Origin of the sequence: Breoghania sp. L-A4 (genome assembly GCF_003432385.1) — a bacterium.
In the GTDB taxonomy this organism is placed as follows: domain Bacteria; phylum Pseudomonadota; class Alphaproteobacteria; order Rhizobiales; family Stappiaceae; genus Breoghania.
The window spans coordinates 2,771,978-2,785,536 of record NZ_CP031841.1 but is presented as its reverse complement, the minus strand read 5'-3'; the positions used below and the strand labels follow the sequence as shown (position 1 = coordinate 2,785,536).

The following is a 13,559-nucleotide window of genomic DNA, read 5'->3' as shown; positions in this document are numbered from 1 at the left end:
GGTTCAGGCGTTGAGCTTGTCGATGTCGTAGACGAGCCGGAGCGTTTTCTTGCACCAGTTCAAGAGGATGTCGCGCTCAGGCTGTTCTGTGACGTCGGCGGCGGCCGACAGGCAGGCGACCGCCACGTTGTGCCTCAGCCGGGCCAGCGCTTGGGCCTGCTCCGGGGTGACCGTGCGCGAGAATTTTTCCTGCGACGCGATGATGCGATGGAAGGCCTTGTCATTGTGCTCCGCCTGGAGCTGTTCCAGCTCGGGCGTGCTGGCCATGGCGAAGCGCAGCTGCCAGTGCCCCTTCGAATTGATGCCGTCCTCGGCCGACAGGGCCTCGAAGATGGCGTCCGCGTAGGTGTCGATGTCCTCGCTGCCGTCGAACCGGGCGTCGACGGCATCCAGCTGCTCCAGTGTCTGCTCAAGCCAGCGGCGGTACAGCTCGTAGTAGATCGCCTCCTTCCGGGGAAGAACTGATAGAGCGAACCGATGCTGATACCGGCGTTTCTGGCGATCTCGTTGGTCGTGATCTTGTCGGCGGGGCCGCTGTTGAGCATGGCCAGCGTCGTGTCGAGAATGAGCGCGACCTTGGCTTTCGACCGGCCCTGGCGCGCCGGCTTTCGAGTGGCGGTTTCCTCACCTTCCGGCAATGCATCCTCCCATTCATTTGCGTCCGCTCCGATGCGGACCAAGATCGACATACGTGCGCGAAACGGCAGAGTTCCAAGGCTTTCGGATGCGCACAGGGTGGCCAAGCGTGGCTTTTTCCCCAACAATCAAGACTCGTATTTGAGCTATTGCTCACATTTTTGTTGCGCCGCTGATCATCGGGCCTGTATGGAATTGTTGCAACTAAAATTCAACAATTATCCAAGCCGAAAGCCAGGATTTCAAATGATGGACCAAGGGACCGATGTTGAAATTTTCTGGTTTGATCACCGCGACGCTGCTGATGGCCGTGGAAGGTGCCGCCGTACCACAGGCCGCCGCGCAGAACGCGGTCACGCTTGACACAATCGTCGTCAGCGGCGGCGCTGAATCCGCTGTCGGGCCCGACGAGACGATCGTCGCCGTACGCACCGCATCCGGCAGCAAGACGGACACGCCGATCGTGGATCTGTCGGCTTCCGTCTCCGTGATCACCGAGGAGGATCTGGCGCGGCGCAACGTCAAGACGCTGGATCAGGCGCTGGGCTACACGTCCGGCGTGACGACCGATCTCTACGGCTCGGACGACCGCTACGATTTCTACCAGATCCGGGGCTTCTATCAGAGCGGCAACGGCAGCTATCGGGACGGCCTGCCGATGCGGGTTCAGGGCTATACCGGCGCACGGCTGGAGCCCTACGGCATGCAGCGCATCGAGGTGCTGAAGGGATCGACGTCGACCCTATACGGCTTGAACGCGCCCGGAGGGCTGGTGAATTCGATCACCAAACGTCCGACCGAGGAGAAATTCGGCGAGGTCTATACAACCGCAGGCGACGGACATGTTGAGGCCGGCACGGATTTCGGCGGACCGATCGATGACGCCGGCGTCTGGTCCTACCGGTTCACCGCCAAGGCCCAGGATGGCGACAACGTCGCCGACCATACCCAGGACGATCGGATCTATGTTGCGCCCGCGCTGACCTGGTCGCCGACCGACGCAACATCGCTCACAATCCTGGCCGACTACTACAAGCGCGACGGCAATGCGTCACATGGCATTCCGCTTGGCTCGGGGATTGATCCGAACACGTTCCTCGGCGAGCCCGACTTCGATAAGACCAACACCGTCGAGAAGAACATCGGCTGGCTGTTTTCCCATGATTTCGGAAGCGGATTGCAGTTCCGCCAGACGGCGCGTTACACGGATCTGGAAATGGCGCTTGAATCCGTCTATGGCGCGAACGTCAATCCGGCTGTCGACCGCTCCGCCTATTCCGTCGACGGCGACGCGCAGCGCTTCGGGATCGACAACCAGCTTGAGTTCGACAGGCGCTTCAACCGGTTCCGGAGCCGGACGCTGGTGGGTCTTGACTATACGCATACGGCCACCGATGAAGTGCGCCGCTACGGCACCGCCTCCGGGATTGACGTCTACAATCCCGTCTATTGCGGCACCGGTTGCATCACTCTCGGGGCGCCGTCGGGCTGGTCAGGCGAACAGAACGCCACGGGCGTTTATCTGCAGGAAGAGCTGACGCTGGACGAGCGCTGGATCCTGACGCTGGGCGGCCGCTACGACCACGTCGAGGCGGCGGATTCCACCTACGGCGACAGCCAGGAGAACGCCTTTACCAAGCGCGCCGGGCTGACGTTCAAGGCGACGGACGAGGTTTCGCTCTACGCCAATTATTCGGAGTCGTTCGAGCCGGTCTCAGGCTACACCGCATCCATCTTGTCCAGGGCGCCGGAGCCGCAGACCGGAACGCAGTATGAGGCCGGAATCAAGTACCGGCCCGAGGGCATGAACGCGCTTTTCACGCTCGCGGCTTTCGATCTCACCCAGGATAATGTGAGCTATCTGGTCAGCCCGGGCGTCTATGATCAGCTCGGGCAGGTTCGTGTCCGCGGAATCGAGCTGGAGGCCAAGATGGCGTTGAGCGAGCGGCTCAATCTCAACGCCGCCTATACCTATCTCAATGCCGAGATCGCCAAGGATTCCAGCAATGCTGGCAACCGGCCCTATCTGACGCCGGAGCATTCGGCGTCGCTGTGGATGGACTACACAATTCCGGGACAGGGGACGTTCGGGGATCTGATGTTCGGCGCGGGCGTGCGCTACATCGGCTCGCGCTTCGCGGACAACGGCAATACGTACAAGCTTGACGCGACGACCGTCGTGGACGCCATGGTGAACTACAGGGTCACCGAGGACGTGTCGCTGGCCGTCAATGCCACCAATCTGTTTGACGAGCAGTATGTCAACTATTACAGCAGCTTCGACAACACCGCGTTCTATGGTGATCGCCGCACGGTGATGGCGACCCTGAAATACACCTGGTAGGCAAGAGTGGCCCAAGGCAAGACATGCCGTCCCGCGGGTTTTCCGTGGGACGCGGCATCCCTGCGAACGCCCCGGACGGGCCTCCCAGGAGGAAAAACGTGACGAGCCGCGCATCCGACTTGGCGAACAGCGCCGAAGCGGCCTGGTCGCGGCGCCGTGTTCTGGCGTGTCTTGGCGCGTGGCCTCTCGCGGCCGGGGCGTTTGGCGCGGTGCCGGCCATTGCCGAAACCGGTCCGCTTCGCTTCACGCATACGTTCGGCGAAACAGTGCTTCCAGGACCCGCCAGGCGCGTGGTCTCTCTCGGCTATACCACCCATGACGCGCTGCTGGCGCTCGGCGTGCCGCCCGTCGCGGTGCGCTACTGGTTCGGGGACTTCTCTTATGGAGTGTGGCCGTGGGCGCAGCCCTATCTCGGCGACGCCAGGCCATTCGTCCTGACCGGAGAAGTCGCGATGGAGCGTGTCGCGGCGCTCAAGCCCGATCTCATCGTCGGGATCGGGTCGGGAATTTCCAGGGCCGAATATCAGGTGCTGTCGCATATCGCGCCGGTGCTGATGCATGAGGACGCCGATACCTCCTACGGCATGCCGTGGGACGTGATGACCCGCACTCTGGGCCGCGCGCTGGGCAAGTCCGCCCAAGCCGAGATTTTGGTCTCCGGGGTGCGTGAGAAATTCTCCGCCGCGCGCGCCCGCCATCCGGACTGGGCCGGCAAGACCGCGGTTCCCGCCTATCACTGGGGCGGCGAGACCGGCGCTTTCGTCGGCGCCGATTCCCGCGCCCGCTTTTTTATCGAGCTCGGGTTTCAGCCGACGCCGGCGGTCGCAAATCTGTCCGGCCCCAGTGGCTTCTATGCGCCCCTTTCGCCTGAGGATCTTTCTCCGCTGGATGCGGATATTCTCGTCTGGATCTCGAGCTATGGCGCGGTGCCGGACCTCGTGGCGCTGCCAATGCGGCGCACGCTGCGCGCGCATATTGAGGGCGGGAGATCCTGGCAAGCGCGCTTGTCGCCGGTGCGATGTCGTTCGGCAGCGTGCTGTCGCTTCCCTTCGTTCTCGAAAAGCTGGAAGCCGATTTGACAGCGGCCGCCGATGGCCGCCCCGAGACCGAAGTTTCCTCCGCCGTCGCCGCCGGCCTTGCGCCATGACGCGCTGGGGGCTCCTGATCGGCGTGCTGGCCGCCGTCGTGTTGCTCAGCCTGACCGTCGGGGTCCGGCCCGTTTCCCTGGCCGAGGCATGGCGGGCCCTGACCGCCCCGGACCTCACCAACCCCGATCATATCGTTGTCTTGTCGATCCGCCTGCCGCGGATTGTTGCCGGTCTGATATGCGGCGCGGCGCTTGGGACGGCGGGCATGGCGATGCAGGTGCTGACGCGCAATCCGCTGGCCGATCCCGGCGTCCTTGGCGTCAACGCCGGGGCGGCCTTCGCCGTGACGCTCGGCTCGCTGCTGCTGCAGCGCGCGGACGCAGGGTTTCTCGCCTATCTCGCCTTTCCCGGAGCGGCGGCCGCGACCGTGGCGGTGTTTTCGCTGGGTGGCGGTTTTCGCGGCGACGCGAGCCCCGTGCGGCTGACGCTCGCCGGCGCGGCGCTCAACGCGCTGCTCGTTTCGCTGGTCTCGGCCGTCGTGCTGATGCGCGGCGACACGCTGGAAGTGGTCCGGTTCTGGGTGGTGGGATCGCTGGCGGACGCCGGCGCGCGGCCCATTGCGGCCATGGCGATGGCGGCAGGCGGTGGGCTGGCGCTCCTGTTCGCGCTGGCGCCGCGGATCGAATCGCTCGCCCTCGGCGCCGCCCTGTCACGCGGGCTTGGCACGCATCCGGGCCGGGTGCAGGCCGGCGTGCTGGTTTCCGTGACGCTATTGACAGGCGCGGCGGTGGCGCTGGCCGGTCCGATTGCCTTTCTCGGGCTGATGGCGCCTCCCATCGCGCGCAAGATTGTCGGCGCGGCGCTGCGGCCGGGGCTGGTCGCCTCGGCATTGCTGGGCGCGGTGGTGCTTCTCTTCGCTGATACGCTCGGGCGGCTGGTGTTCGCTCCGGCGGAAATCCGGGCGGGAGTGATGACGGCGCTGGTCGGCGGCCCGGCCTTCGTTCTCATCGCCCGGCGCTTGAGCCCGGGGGGCACATCATGATGCGCGCTCTTGGTCTTGCGGGGCTTCTGTTTGCGGTTGCGGCGCTGGCGCTAACAGCTGGGCAGGTGCATCTGGATGCGGCGGCCCTGTGGCAGGGGATCACCGGCGGTGACGGCCCCGGGGCGCTGACGATCCGCATCCTGCGCGGACCGCGTGTTGCCGTGGGCCTGGGCGCGGGTGCGGCGCTCGGCCTGTCGGGCGCGATCTTCCAGTCCCTGCTGCGCAATCCGCTTGCATCCCCCGACGTGATGGGCTTCACCGCCGGCTCCGGGCTCGCCATTCTCGCGTCGATCACCGCTGGGCTGTCGCTGCCGATGCCGTTGGTGGCGGCTGCGGGCGGACTGGCGACGGCGGTGCTGGTCGCCATCCTGGCGCGGCCTCCCGGCGGCGCGCGCGGCGTGGAGGGCACTCCCGCACTGACGCTGGTGCTCGTGGGCATTGGCGTGGGGTTCACCACCGCCTCGGTCGGCTCCTTCCTGATGACGCGGCTGTCCGGCCCGCAGGCCGCCGAGGCGCATCGCTGGCTGGCGGGATCTCTGTCGGCGCGCGACTGGGGGCACGGGCTTCAGATCGCGCTCATCGGCGGCCTTTTCGCACTCGTCCTCGTGCCGCAGGTGCGCGCGCTCAAGCTACTGGAACTCGGGCCGGAGCTTGCCGCCGGGCTGGGGTTGCGGGTGAGGCGCGCGCGGGTGCTTCTCGCGGCAACCGGAGTGGGACTTGCGGCGGCGGCCGTGGCGGTCGTCGGGCCGGTGGCCTTCGTGGCTCTGATGGCGCCGCCGGTGGGCGCGCGGCTTTCCGGTGCCAGAGGGGCCGGCGGACGGCTTGCGGCGGCGGCCGCCGCCGGTGCGATCATCGTGGTGCTAGCCGATCTTGTGGCGCGCGCCAGTCTGCCGGGGCTGCAACTGCCGATCGGCGTGATGACCGGCATTCTTGGAGCGCCGTATCTGTTGTGGCGTTTGTCGCGGGAAATGGAGAGGGGTGAGTTGTGAGCGAGACGCTGAGGACGGAATCCCTGTCACTGGGGTATCGCGACCGCGCGGTGATCAATGATCTGACCCTGTCGCTGCCTGCCGGCGAAAGCATCGCGATCCTGGGTCCGAACGGTTGCGGCAAGTCGACCTTGCTGCACGCGCTTGCGCGGCTGTTGCGGCCGACGTCCGGCCGGGTTCTGCTGGGCGACGTCGATATCCATACTGCGAACACCCGCGCGCTTGCCCGGCGGCTGGCGATCCTGCCGCAGGCACCGCTTGCGCCCGAAGGCGTGACCGTTGCCGAGCTGGTGCGGCGTGGCCGCAGCCCCTGGCGCGGGCTTCTCGCGCCGTGGAGCCGGGCGGACGCAGACGCCTGTGATGCGGCGCTCGCCGCCGTCTCGATGACTGCGCTGGCCGAACGCCCGCTGTCCGAACTCTCGGGAGGGCAACGCCAGCGCGCCTGGCTGGCCCTGGTGCTCGCCCAGCAGACGCCGCTCCTGTTGCTCGACGAACCCACGACCTTCCTGGATCTGCCGCATCAGATCGAGGTTCTGTCGCTGTTGCGGCGACGCAACCGGGAGGCGGGGACCACGGTGATCAGCGTGCTGCACGATCTGAACCTGGCCGCGCGGTTCTGCGACCACATCGTCCTGTTCGGATCCGAGGGGGTTGTGGCGCAAGGCACGCCGGAATTGGTAATGACCGCCGATCACCTGCAAGTCGCCTTCGGCCTGAAGGCCCTGATCCAGCCGGATCCGGGAACCGGAAAACCGATGGTTATTCCGTGTTAGAGCCCATGCGCGTTGCGTTTCTCGGCGCGGGCGTTTGCCCTTCGTGTTCGCGGGGTGAACACTGCGGGAAATAGCCTTCAGACGAATGAGCGGTAGCCGGTATCAACGGCGTCAGACAGACCGCAGCATTCATCTGAGGGCAATCCCATGCCGACATTCCTGACGTGCGCCGTTCTCGGCAATTTCACGACGCGGGCGCAAAACGAACACCTCCCCATCACGCCCGGGGAAATCGCCCGGGACTGTCTGGCGGCGGCGGAGGCGGGCGCCGCGATTGTCCATATTCATGTGCGCGATCCCGAGACCCAGCTCCCCTCGATGAGGGTGGACCTGTACCGGGAAGTCGTCGACCGCATACGGGGCGTCAACCAGGACGTGGTGATCAACCTGACCACCGGAAATGGCGGCCGTTATCATCCTTCCGACGAGGATCCCGCTGTCGCCGGACCCAAGACGAACCTGCTGCGCGCGGACCTCAGGGTTCAGCACATTCTGGAGATCAAGCCCGACATCGCAACGCTCGATCTGAACACGATGGTGTTCGGCAATGAGGTCGTCATCAACACGCTGCCGTCGATCCGACGGATGGCGGAACTGATCCAGAGCGTCGGCGTGCGGCCCGAGATCGAGCTGTTCGACAGCGGTGATGTCAACATTCTCAATGATTTGTACGCGGAGGGGTGCTTCGCGAAGCCGCCGCTGTGTTCGATCGTCATGGGGATCAAATACGGCTTTCGTCCGTCCCCCGAAACGGTTCTCTACGCTCGCGACATGCTGCCCAAGGATGCAATCTGGTCCGCCTTCGCGACCGGGAAATGGGCGTTTCCCATGGTCGCGCAATCCGCGCTCGCGGGCGGCAACGTCAGGATCGGCCTTGAAGACGGCGTCTGGCTGGCACGCGGGGTGAAGGCGCCGTCCAACGCCGCCATGGTCGAGAAGGCGCGGCGCATTCTCGACGAGCTCGGTGTCGCGCTGCTCACGGCATCGGACGTTCGTTCCATGCTCGACCTGCGGGCGTGAGCGCCAGGGTTACCGCGCACCACGACCGTTGATGGACTGGCGGGCAGGCGTGTTCGCCGGGCGGGTGATCGGACGGGCGCGACGGGCTGTCCGCCAAGCGAACACGTCGGCGCTTGCAATGGACGCGGGCGTCGTCACGGGCTCTATCAGATGCACTATCGAGACGCGGATTGAGGAGGAGAACGAGGCATGACAGCCTACGTGCGAGAGGTTCCGGTTGTGATTGTGGGTGGTGGGCCGACCGGGCTTACCGCGGCCAATTTGCTCGCGGCATACGGGGTGGAGTTCCTCCTGCTTGAGCGCGAAGCCGCGCCGCTCAACCTTCCCCGCGCGATCGTTCTTGACGACGAGGGCGCGCGGACGCTTCAGGTTTTCGGTCTCGACAAGACATATGTGGCGCAGACGCTTGAGGGCGTCGGCTCGCGCTACTACAGCGACGCCGGGGTCTGTTTCGCGGAAACCGGAGCGGGACCGAGGACATACGGATTCTCGAAGCGGCAGTATATCTATCAGCCGGAGATGGAAGCCGCCCTGCGGTCGCGTCTCGAGGAACAGGCGCCGGGCGCCTTGCGGTTTTCCTCTGAGGTGACCGCGATCGCGTGCGCAAACGGCAAGGCACATGTCACCGTGCGCGACGCGCAGGGCGCGGTGCATGAGATCGTGGCCGACTGGGTGCTTGCCTGCGATGGTGGAAAGAGCCCGATACGCGAGCTTCTTGGCATCGAGATGCACGGCAATACCTATGAGCAGGACTGGATCGTGCTCGACACGCTCGACGATCCCGACACGTCCGCCTTCTCCAAGTTTTTTTGCAGCAACGAACGTCCGGCCGTCAGCGTTCCCGCGCCCAACGGCGGGCGCCGCTATGAATTCATGCTGCTTCCCGGCGAGACGCGGGAACAGGTTCTGGATAGCGGCTTTCTCGCAAGACTCCTCCAACCGTTCCGGGTGCATGACGAGAAAAAGATCGTCCGCAAGACGGTATACACATTTCACGCGCGCATTGCCGAACGGTTCCGCGATGACCGGATCGTGCTGTTGGGAGATGCCGCTCATCTCACGCCGCCGTTCGCGGGGCAGGGGATGAACGCCGGCTTGCGCGATGCCCACAACGTGACGTGGAAGATCGCCGCAACACTGAAGGGCGGCGCCGATGCCTCGATCCTCGACAGCTTTGAAACGGAACGCCGGAAGCCCATCTGGGACATGATCCAGCTTGCGGTGACGATGGGCAACGTCGTGATGCCGATGGACGAGGACGCCTTGCGGTTCCGGGACCATTTGCTGCGTGCGCTCGAGCCGTTCCCGGCCGTGAAAGACTATCTTGTTCAGATGCGGTTCAAGCCAAAGCCCAGGCACCCCGGCGGCCTCTATCTGGATCTCGACGCACCAAAGTTCGAAGCCTCGCTCGTGGGCGAGATGATTCCGCAGCCGGACATTCGTACAAACGGGGCCCCGGGCCCGCTCGACAGCGCTCTGGGAACCGGTTTCGCGCTGATTGCCCAGGACGAGACGGGGGCTGAAGCGCTTGCCGCGCTTGAGGACACGGATTTGCTTGGCCTGCCGCTCGAAAAGCTTTGTCTTGGCGCGGGAGAGGGCAGGGGGATCCGATCCGGGCGTCGCTCAATGACCGCGTTTCAGGCCGCCCCTTGTTGACGCATCGCGATCAGGTCATGCTGGTTCGTCCCGACCGCTATTGCGCCGCCGCCTGCGATCCGCACGACGTGCGGCGTATGCTGGATCGCTACAAATCGGTGTTTTGCGCCAATTGCCGCGAAAGCGGTTCCGAAATCGCCTTCGCCGTATCGAGCAGCGGTTCGCGATAGAGCTCGATCGCCTTGTCGAATTTCAAGGCGGAGGAGATCCAGATCATGGTCAGGAAGGCGACCGGCTGGCCATGACACGAGATGGCGGCGGAAATGCTCATTGTCTTGGCGTTGACGCCCGTCATGCGGTAACCGACGCCGAGTTCGTGGATCCTGTCCAGAATCTGATCAAGCGGGCCGTCCTCGAGGTAAAAGGGTTGGGGTACGCCCAGTTCAGCCTCCAGTCCCGCAAGGATCTGTTCGCGTTCGTTGTCCCCGCAAAGCGCCAGGTAGACGCGACCGCTCGCGGTATCGAGCACCGGAAGCCCACGCCCGACCATGCCGTGATCGACCGAAAACGGGCTGATGTTGTGGGTCGATTCGCGAACCTCCATCCGGTAGTTGCGAAACACCACCAGATCGAGAGGCCAGAGAACCTGCCTCCCGAGCTTGACCATTTCGGGCACGGCGATCTGCGCCACCCAGTCCTCGTCGCGAAAACCGGAACTCAGCGACTTCGTGTGAAGCGTCGGCCGCCACGTGTCCTCGGACGGGCCGCGAACGACCAGTTCCATGCTTTCGAGCGTCTCCAGCAGCCGGTAGGCCGTCGGACGCGGGATACCGACGACCTTGGCGACATCGGCCGCTTTCAAGCCATTGTGCCGGTTGATGGCCTGAAGAACCTCGAGCCCCCGTTGCAGGGATCTGACTGCGCCGAACGTTGAAATCTGAGTGCCTCCCACTGCTGTCCGCACCGTGGACATCCGAGGGCGGACATTTGCACGCACGCCATGCCCTGTAAAGACTGCGCGCAAGGTTGCATCACGACGACAGCCTGGGGAGGGAACCATGACATCGTTGGACATGCACTCGAAGGCCTTCGCACGAATGCTGGCGCTGATCGGCTTTTTCGGCCTGTTCGCGCTGGCGATGATGACGACGCTGGATATCCTTCTGCGCTGGCTTTTCCAATGGCCGATTCAGGGGGTCAACGACGTCAGCGCGGTGGTCATGGCGATCGTGATTTCTTCCTGCATCCCGGCCAATCTCGCGATGAAACAGAACATCCGGGTTGAAGTCTTCGGAGCCATCGGGGGCGCGCGCCTTCAGCGCGCGCTCGAAGCGTTTTCCAGTCTTTTGACCCTCGTCTTTATCGGCTTGATCGCCTGGCAGTTCGTGCCCTACGCGGCGGGTTTGCGGGAAACCGGGGACCGGACCTGGGTTCTTGCATGGCCCGTCTGGCCCTGGTGGAGCGTCGCGGCCGTGATGATGTGGCTCGCGGTCGTCGTTCAGTCCGTGGTTTTCGTCACGGATCTCATGGCCGTCTTCGCGCGCCGCGCGCAGCAAGGCTAGACGCGCCGGCCCGTCGTCCGCATTGGCCTGTGCTCGCAAGGCCGGATTTCCCAAGCCTCCAAAGAAGGTTAGTCACTTGGATCCTCTTCTCATCGCGTTGATCGGCTTTGTCCTGATGCTCGCACTGATCGCGCTTCATGTGCCGATCGGGATCTCGATGGCGCTGTGCGGCGTCGTCGGTTTCGCGCAGATCGTGGGGTGGGGTCCGGCCTTTTCCCTGATGGCGAGCGAGCCGGCCTCGGCCATGGCCAATCTGGATCTCGCGGTGATTCCGCTGTTCATGCTCATGGGGAGCCTGGCGGCCGCCGGCGGGCTGGCGACGGACATCTACGACATGGCCTATGCGCTGATCGGCCACAAGCGCGGCGGGCTGGCGACGACAACGGTGCTCGCCAGCGCGGGCTTTGGCGCCGTCTGCGGGTCCGGGGTCGCGACGACGGCAACCTTCGGGCGTGTGGCCATGCCTGAAATGCTGTCACGCGGATACAAGCCGGGGCTGGCGGCGGGATCGATCGCGGCCGGCGGCACTCTTGGCATCATCGTGCCGCCGTCAAGCATGATGATCCTTTATTCGGTCCTCACCGAGCAGTCGGTGCTGGAATTGTTCACCGCGGCTCTCGTTCCCGCGGCAATCGCCGTGCTGCTGTATGTCATCGCCGTACAGATCGCCGTGCTGCTTGACCCGGACTCCGCGCCGAGCGGCGAGAGACTCTCGTTCCAGGAGCGGATGGCGGCCATCGGGCGTGGTTGGGGCGTCATCGTCCTGGTCGTGATCGTCATGGGCGGGATCTATTCCGGTGTCTTCACCGTCAACGAAGCGGCGGCAGTTGGCGTTGTCGTCGCGTTCGTCTTCGCGCTCGGCCGCCGCCGCCTCAATCGAGCCGCGATTCTGCGTGTGCTTTCAGAGGCCAGCTCCGCCACGGCGATGATCTACGTGATGGTGTTCGGCGCGACGATTTTCTCCTATTTCGTCGCCGTGACCGGCGGCGCCGCGTTTGTTGTCGATGGAATCGCGTCGCTGACGGTCCCCCGTTGGCGGTGATCTGCGGCTTGCTTCTGCTCTACATTTTTCTCGGCGCCTTCTTCGATGAAGTCGCGGCCATGGTCATCACTCTGCCCTTCGTGATCCCGGTGATTCAGAACCTCGGATACGACCTGCTTTGGTGGGGAGTGATCAACATCATGGTGATCGGCATGGGAATGCTCACGCCACCGATCGGCATCAATGTGATGCTGCTCAAATCGATGTACCGGGAGCTTTCCCTGAGAACGATCTATCGCGGGGTCGTGCCTTTCATGTGCGCCGATATCGTCCGCCTTGCGATCCTGACCGTGTTCCCGCAACTCACGTTGTGGCTGCCGGGCGTGCTGCGCTGAAGGACTGTCCGCAGATTGGACAAATCAGAGCTTGGCAGCGCCAGTCACAGTCGCTTGCACTACCGTTTGCGCATCACAACAAAGCATCCTTGGGAGGAAACCATGACGCTTCGCGCCACCGCTATGGCCGCCACATTCGCCGCCGCACTCGCCGCCACATATGCGCCCTCCGGGGCTCGTGCCGAGACCCTGCGCCTGTCAAGTTTCGAGCCGCCGGTCGCGCATGTGACGGCGCAAATCATCACGCCCTGGGCAAAGGACGTGAGCGACGCGTCAAACGGGGAGCTGGACATCAAGATTTTCGCCGGCGGCACGCTGGGCCGCAACCCGGCACAGCAACTGAAGCTTGTCGAGGACGGTGTGGCGGACATTGCCTGGGTCATTCCCGGCTACTCGCCGGGCCGCTTTCAGGAAGGGACGGTCGGAGAACTTCCGTTCCTGATCACGGATTCCGCCTCCGGGTCGGCGGCCATGTGGCAGCTCTATGAGCAAGGGCTGCTCAAGGGTGACTACGAGAAGTTCAAGATGCTGTGCATTTGCGTCTCCTCGGTGAACTTTGTCGCCGCGACAAAGCCGGTGAAGGTCCCTCAGGACATGTCGGGAATGAACGTTCGCGCGCCGGGACCCACCATGTTGTCCGCGATCGATGCGCTGGGCGCCGTACCGGTTGGCGGCATTACCGGTCCGACGGTCGCCGAAGCCATCAGCCGCGGTCTGATCGATGCGACCTTTGCCCAATGGGGGCGGTGGAGACATTCCGCATGGGCGAAGTGATCACGCACTACAACGAGGTGCCGCTTGGCGCCACGCCGATGCTGATCGTGATGAACAAGGCGAAATACGAGAGCCTTTCGGATCAGGCGAAGGCCGCGATCGACAGGTTCTCCGGCGCCGCGTTTTCCAAGCGCTTCGGCCGGTCTTTCGACCAGAACGTCGCGGAAGCGAAGGAGCGGGTGATGGCAACCCACAAGCCGCAGCTCGTTGTGCCGGAAGGCGATCTTGCGATGGCGTGGCACGATGCCGTTTCCGTCGCGGCGACCAACTGGATCGCGCAAAACGACAATGGACAGGCCATTTACGACGCCCTTGTCCAGGCGCTGGACACGCATCGGGCTGCAAACGGCAACTGACC

At 64.4% G+C, this 13,559-nt stretch carries 16 protein-coding genes; 13 read left to right on the top strand and 3 right to left on the bottom strand.

Features of this window, described 5'->3' with window-relative positions:
* Positions 1–3: 3 nt before the first annotated feature.
* On the bottom strand, positions 4–126 hold the full coding sequence (locus tag D1F64_RS25120; protein ID WP_256372872.1) for a hypothetical protein: 123 nt from the start codon (positions 124–126) through the stop codon (positions 4–6).
* Between the two features lie 8 nt (positions 127–134).
* Entirely contained in the window at positions 135–545 is a 411-nt protein-coding gene (locus D1F64_RS24640; RefSeq protein ID WP_248304774.1) for a TetR/AcrR family transcriptional regulator, read from the bottom strand.
* On the opposite strand from D1F64_RS24640, the gene D1F64_RS24635 reads away from it, so the two are divergent.
* From D1F64_RS24635 to D1F64_RS12745, 8 genes are all read left to right on the top strand, one after another.
* Positions 478–999, top strand: coding sequence for a hypothetical protein (locus tag D1F64_RS24635; RefSeq protein WP_248304835.1), 522 nt, complete (start codon positions 478–480; stop codon positions 997–999). The two genes, D1F64_RS24640 and D1F64_RS24635, sit on opposite strands and share 68 nt — an antisense overlap.
* Entirely contained in the window at positions 920–2,980 is a 2,061-nt protein-coding gene (locus D1F64_RS12775) for a TonB-dependent siderophore receptor (protein WP_248304773.1), read from the top strand. The genes D1F64_RS24635 and D1F64_RS12775 overlap by 80 nt, the downstream gene beginning before the upstream one ends.
* Positions 2,981–3,078: 98 nt before the next feature.
* Positions 3,079–4,059 (top strand): ABC transporter substrate-binding protein, encoded by a 981-nt coding sequence (locus tag D1F64_RS12770; RefSeq protein ID WP_162901524.1) that lies wholly within the window; start codon positions 3,079–3,081, stop codon positions 4,057–4,059.
* Positions 4,060–4,123: 64 nt separating this feature from the next.
* Positions 4,124–5,110, top strand: coding sequence for an iron ABC transporter permease (locus tag D1F64_RS12765; protein ID WP_117412751.1), 987 nt, complete (start codon positions 4,124–4,126; stop codon positions 5,108–5,110).
* Positions 5,107–6,099: an iron chelate uptake ABC transporter family permease subunit gene (locus D1F64_RS12760; protein ID WP_117412750.1), complete on the top strand. Its 993-nt coding sequence runs from the start codon at positions 5,107–5,109 to the stop codon at positions 6,097–6,099. The genes D1F64_RS12765 and D1F64_RS12760 overlap by 4 nt, the downstream gene beginning before the upstream one ends.
* The gene (locus D1F64_RS12755; protein WP_117412749.1) at positions 6,096–6,872 is read left to right on the top strand and encodes an ABC transporter ATP-binding protein; all 777 of its coding nucleotides are present in this window, start codon (positions 6,096–6,098) and stop codon (positions 6,870–6,872) included. The genes D1F64_RS12760 and D1F64_RS12755 overlap by 4 nt, the downstream gene beginning before the upstream one ends.
* Before the next feature lie 147 nt (positions 6,873–7,019).
* A complete protein-coding gene (locus tag D1F64_RS12750; protein WP_117412748.1) occupies positions 7,020–7,892 on the top strand; it encodes a 3-keto-5-aminohexanoate cleavage protein in 873 nt (290 codons plus the stop codon).
* A 189-nt stretch (positions 7,893–8,081) separates the two neighbouring features.
* A complete protein-coding gene (locus D1F64_RS12745; protein WP_205470462.1) occupies positions 8,082–9,548 on the top strand; it encodes a bifunctional 3-(3-hydroxy-phenyl)propionate/3-hydroxycinnamic acid hydroxylase in 1,467 nt (488 codons plus the stop codon).
* Between the two features lie 88 nt (positions 9,549–9,636).
* Here D1F64_RS12745 and D1F64_RS12740 read toward each other — a convergent pair whose 3' ends face one another.
* On the bottom strand, positions 9,637–10,440 hold the full coding sequence (locus D1F64_RS12740) for a helix-turn-helix domain-containing protein (RefSeq protein WP_256372899.1): 804 nt from the start codon (positions 10,438–10,440) through the stop codon (positions 9,637–9,639).
* Between the two features lie 145 nt (positions 10,441–10,585).
* Here D1F64_RS12740 and D1F64_RS12735 point away from each other — a divergent pair, with 145 nt between their 5' ends.
* The 5 genes from D1F64_RS12735 (at position 10,586) to D1F64_RS23835 (ending at position 13,557) form a co-directional block, all read left to right on the top strand.
* Positions 10,586–11,050: a TRAP transporter small permease subunit gene (locus tag D1F64_RS12735; protein ID WP_205470461.1), complete on the top strand. Its 465-nt coding sequence runs from the start codon at positions 10,586–10,588 to the stop codon at positions 11,048–11,050.
* A 76-nt stretch (positions 11,051–11,126) separates the two neighbouring features.
* Positions 11,127–12,092, top strand: coding sequence for a TRAP transporter large permease subunit (locus D1F64_RS12730; protein WP_205470460.1), 966 nt, complete (start codon positions 11,127–11,129; stop codon positions 12,090–12,092).
* Positions 12,089–12,427, top strand: coding sequence for a TRAP transporter large permease subunit (locus tag D1F64_RS25115; protein WP_256372898.1), 339 nt, complete (start codon positions 12,089–12,091; stop codon positions 12,425–12,427). Before D1F64_RS12730 ends, D1F64_RS25115 begins: the two co-directional genes overlap by 4 nt.
* Before the next feature lie 102 nt (positions 12,428–12,529).
* Positions 12,530–13,201, top strand: a complete 672-nt coding sequence (locus D1F64_RS12725) for a hypothetical protein (protein WP_205470458.1) — start codon at positions 12,530–12,532, stop codon at positions 13,199–13,201.
* On the top strand, positions 13,189–13,557 hold the full coding sequence (locus D1F64_RS23835) for a hypothetical protein (protein ID WP_205470457.1): 369 nt from the start codon (positions 13,189–13,191) through the stop codon (positions 13,555–13,557). The genes D1F64_RS12725 and D1F64_RS23835 overlap by 13 nt, the downstream gene beginning before the upstream one ends.
* Positions 13,558–13,559 lie beyond the last annotated feature (2 nt).

What these genes read in the sequence shown, in the direction of transcription:
- D1F64_RS23835 (WP_205470457.1), top strand. Translation starts at nt 13,189, where the DNA reads ATGGGCGAAGTGATCACGCACTACAACGAGGTGCCGCTTGGCGCCACG.
- D1F64_RS24635 (WP_248304835.1), top strand. Translation starts at nt 478, where the DNA reads ATGCTGATACCGGCGTTTCTGGCGATCTCGTTGGTCGTGATCTTGTCG.
- D1F64_RS12750 (WP_117412748.1), top strand. Translation starts at nt 7,020, where the DNA reads ATGCCGACATTCCTGACGTGCGCCGTTCTCGGCAATTTCACGACGCGG.
- D1F64_RS24640 (WP_248304774.1), bottom strand. Translation starts at nt 545, where the DNA reads ATGCTCAACAGCGGCCCCGCCGACAAGATCACGACCAACGAGATCGCC.
- D1F64_RS12765 (WP_117412751.1), top strand. Translation starts at nt 4,124, where the DNA reads ATGACGCGCTGGGGGCTCCTGATCGGCGTGCTGGCCGCCGTCGTGTTG.
- D1F64_RS12760 (WP_117412750.1), top strand. Translation starts at nt 5,107, where the DNA reads ATGATGCGCGCTCTTGGTCTTGCGGGGCTTCTGTTTGCGGTTGCGGCG.
- D1F64_RS12725 (WP_205470458.1), top strand. Translation starts at nt 12,530, where the DNA reads ATGACGCTTCGCGCCACCGCTATGGCCGCCACATTCGCCGCCGCACTC.
- D1F64_RS12745 (WP_205470462.1), top strand. Translation starts at nt 8,082, where the DNA reads ATGACAGCCTACGTGCGAGAGGTTCCGGTTGTGATTGTGGGTGGTGGG.
- D1F64_RS12735 (WP_205470461.1), top strand. Translation starts at nt 10,586, where the DNA reads ATGCTGGCGCTGATCGGCTTTTTCGGCCTGTTCGCGCTGGCGATGATG.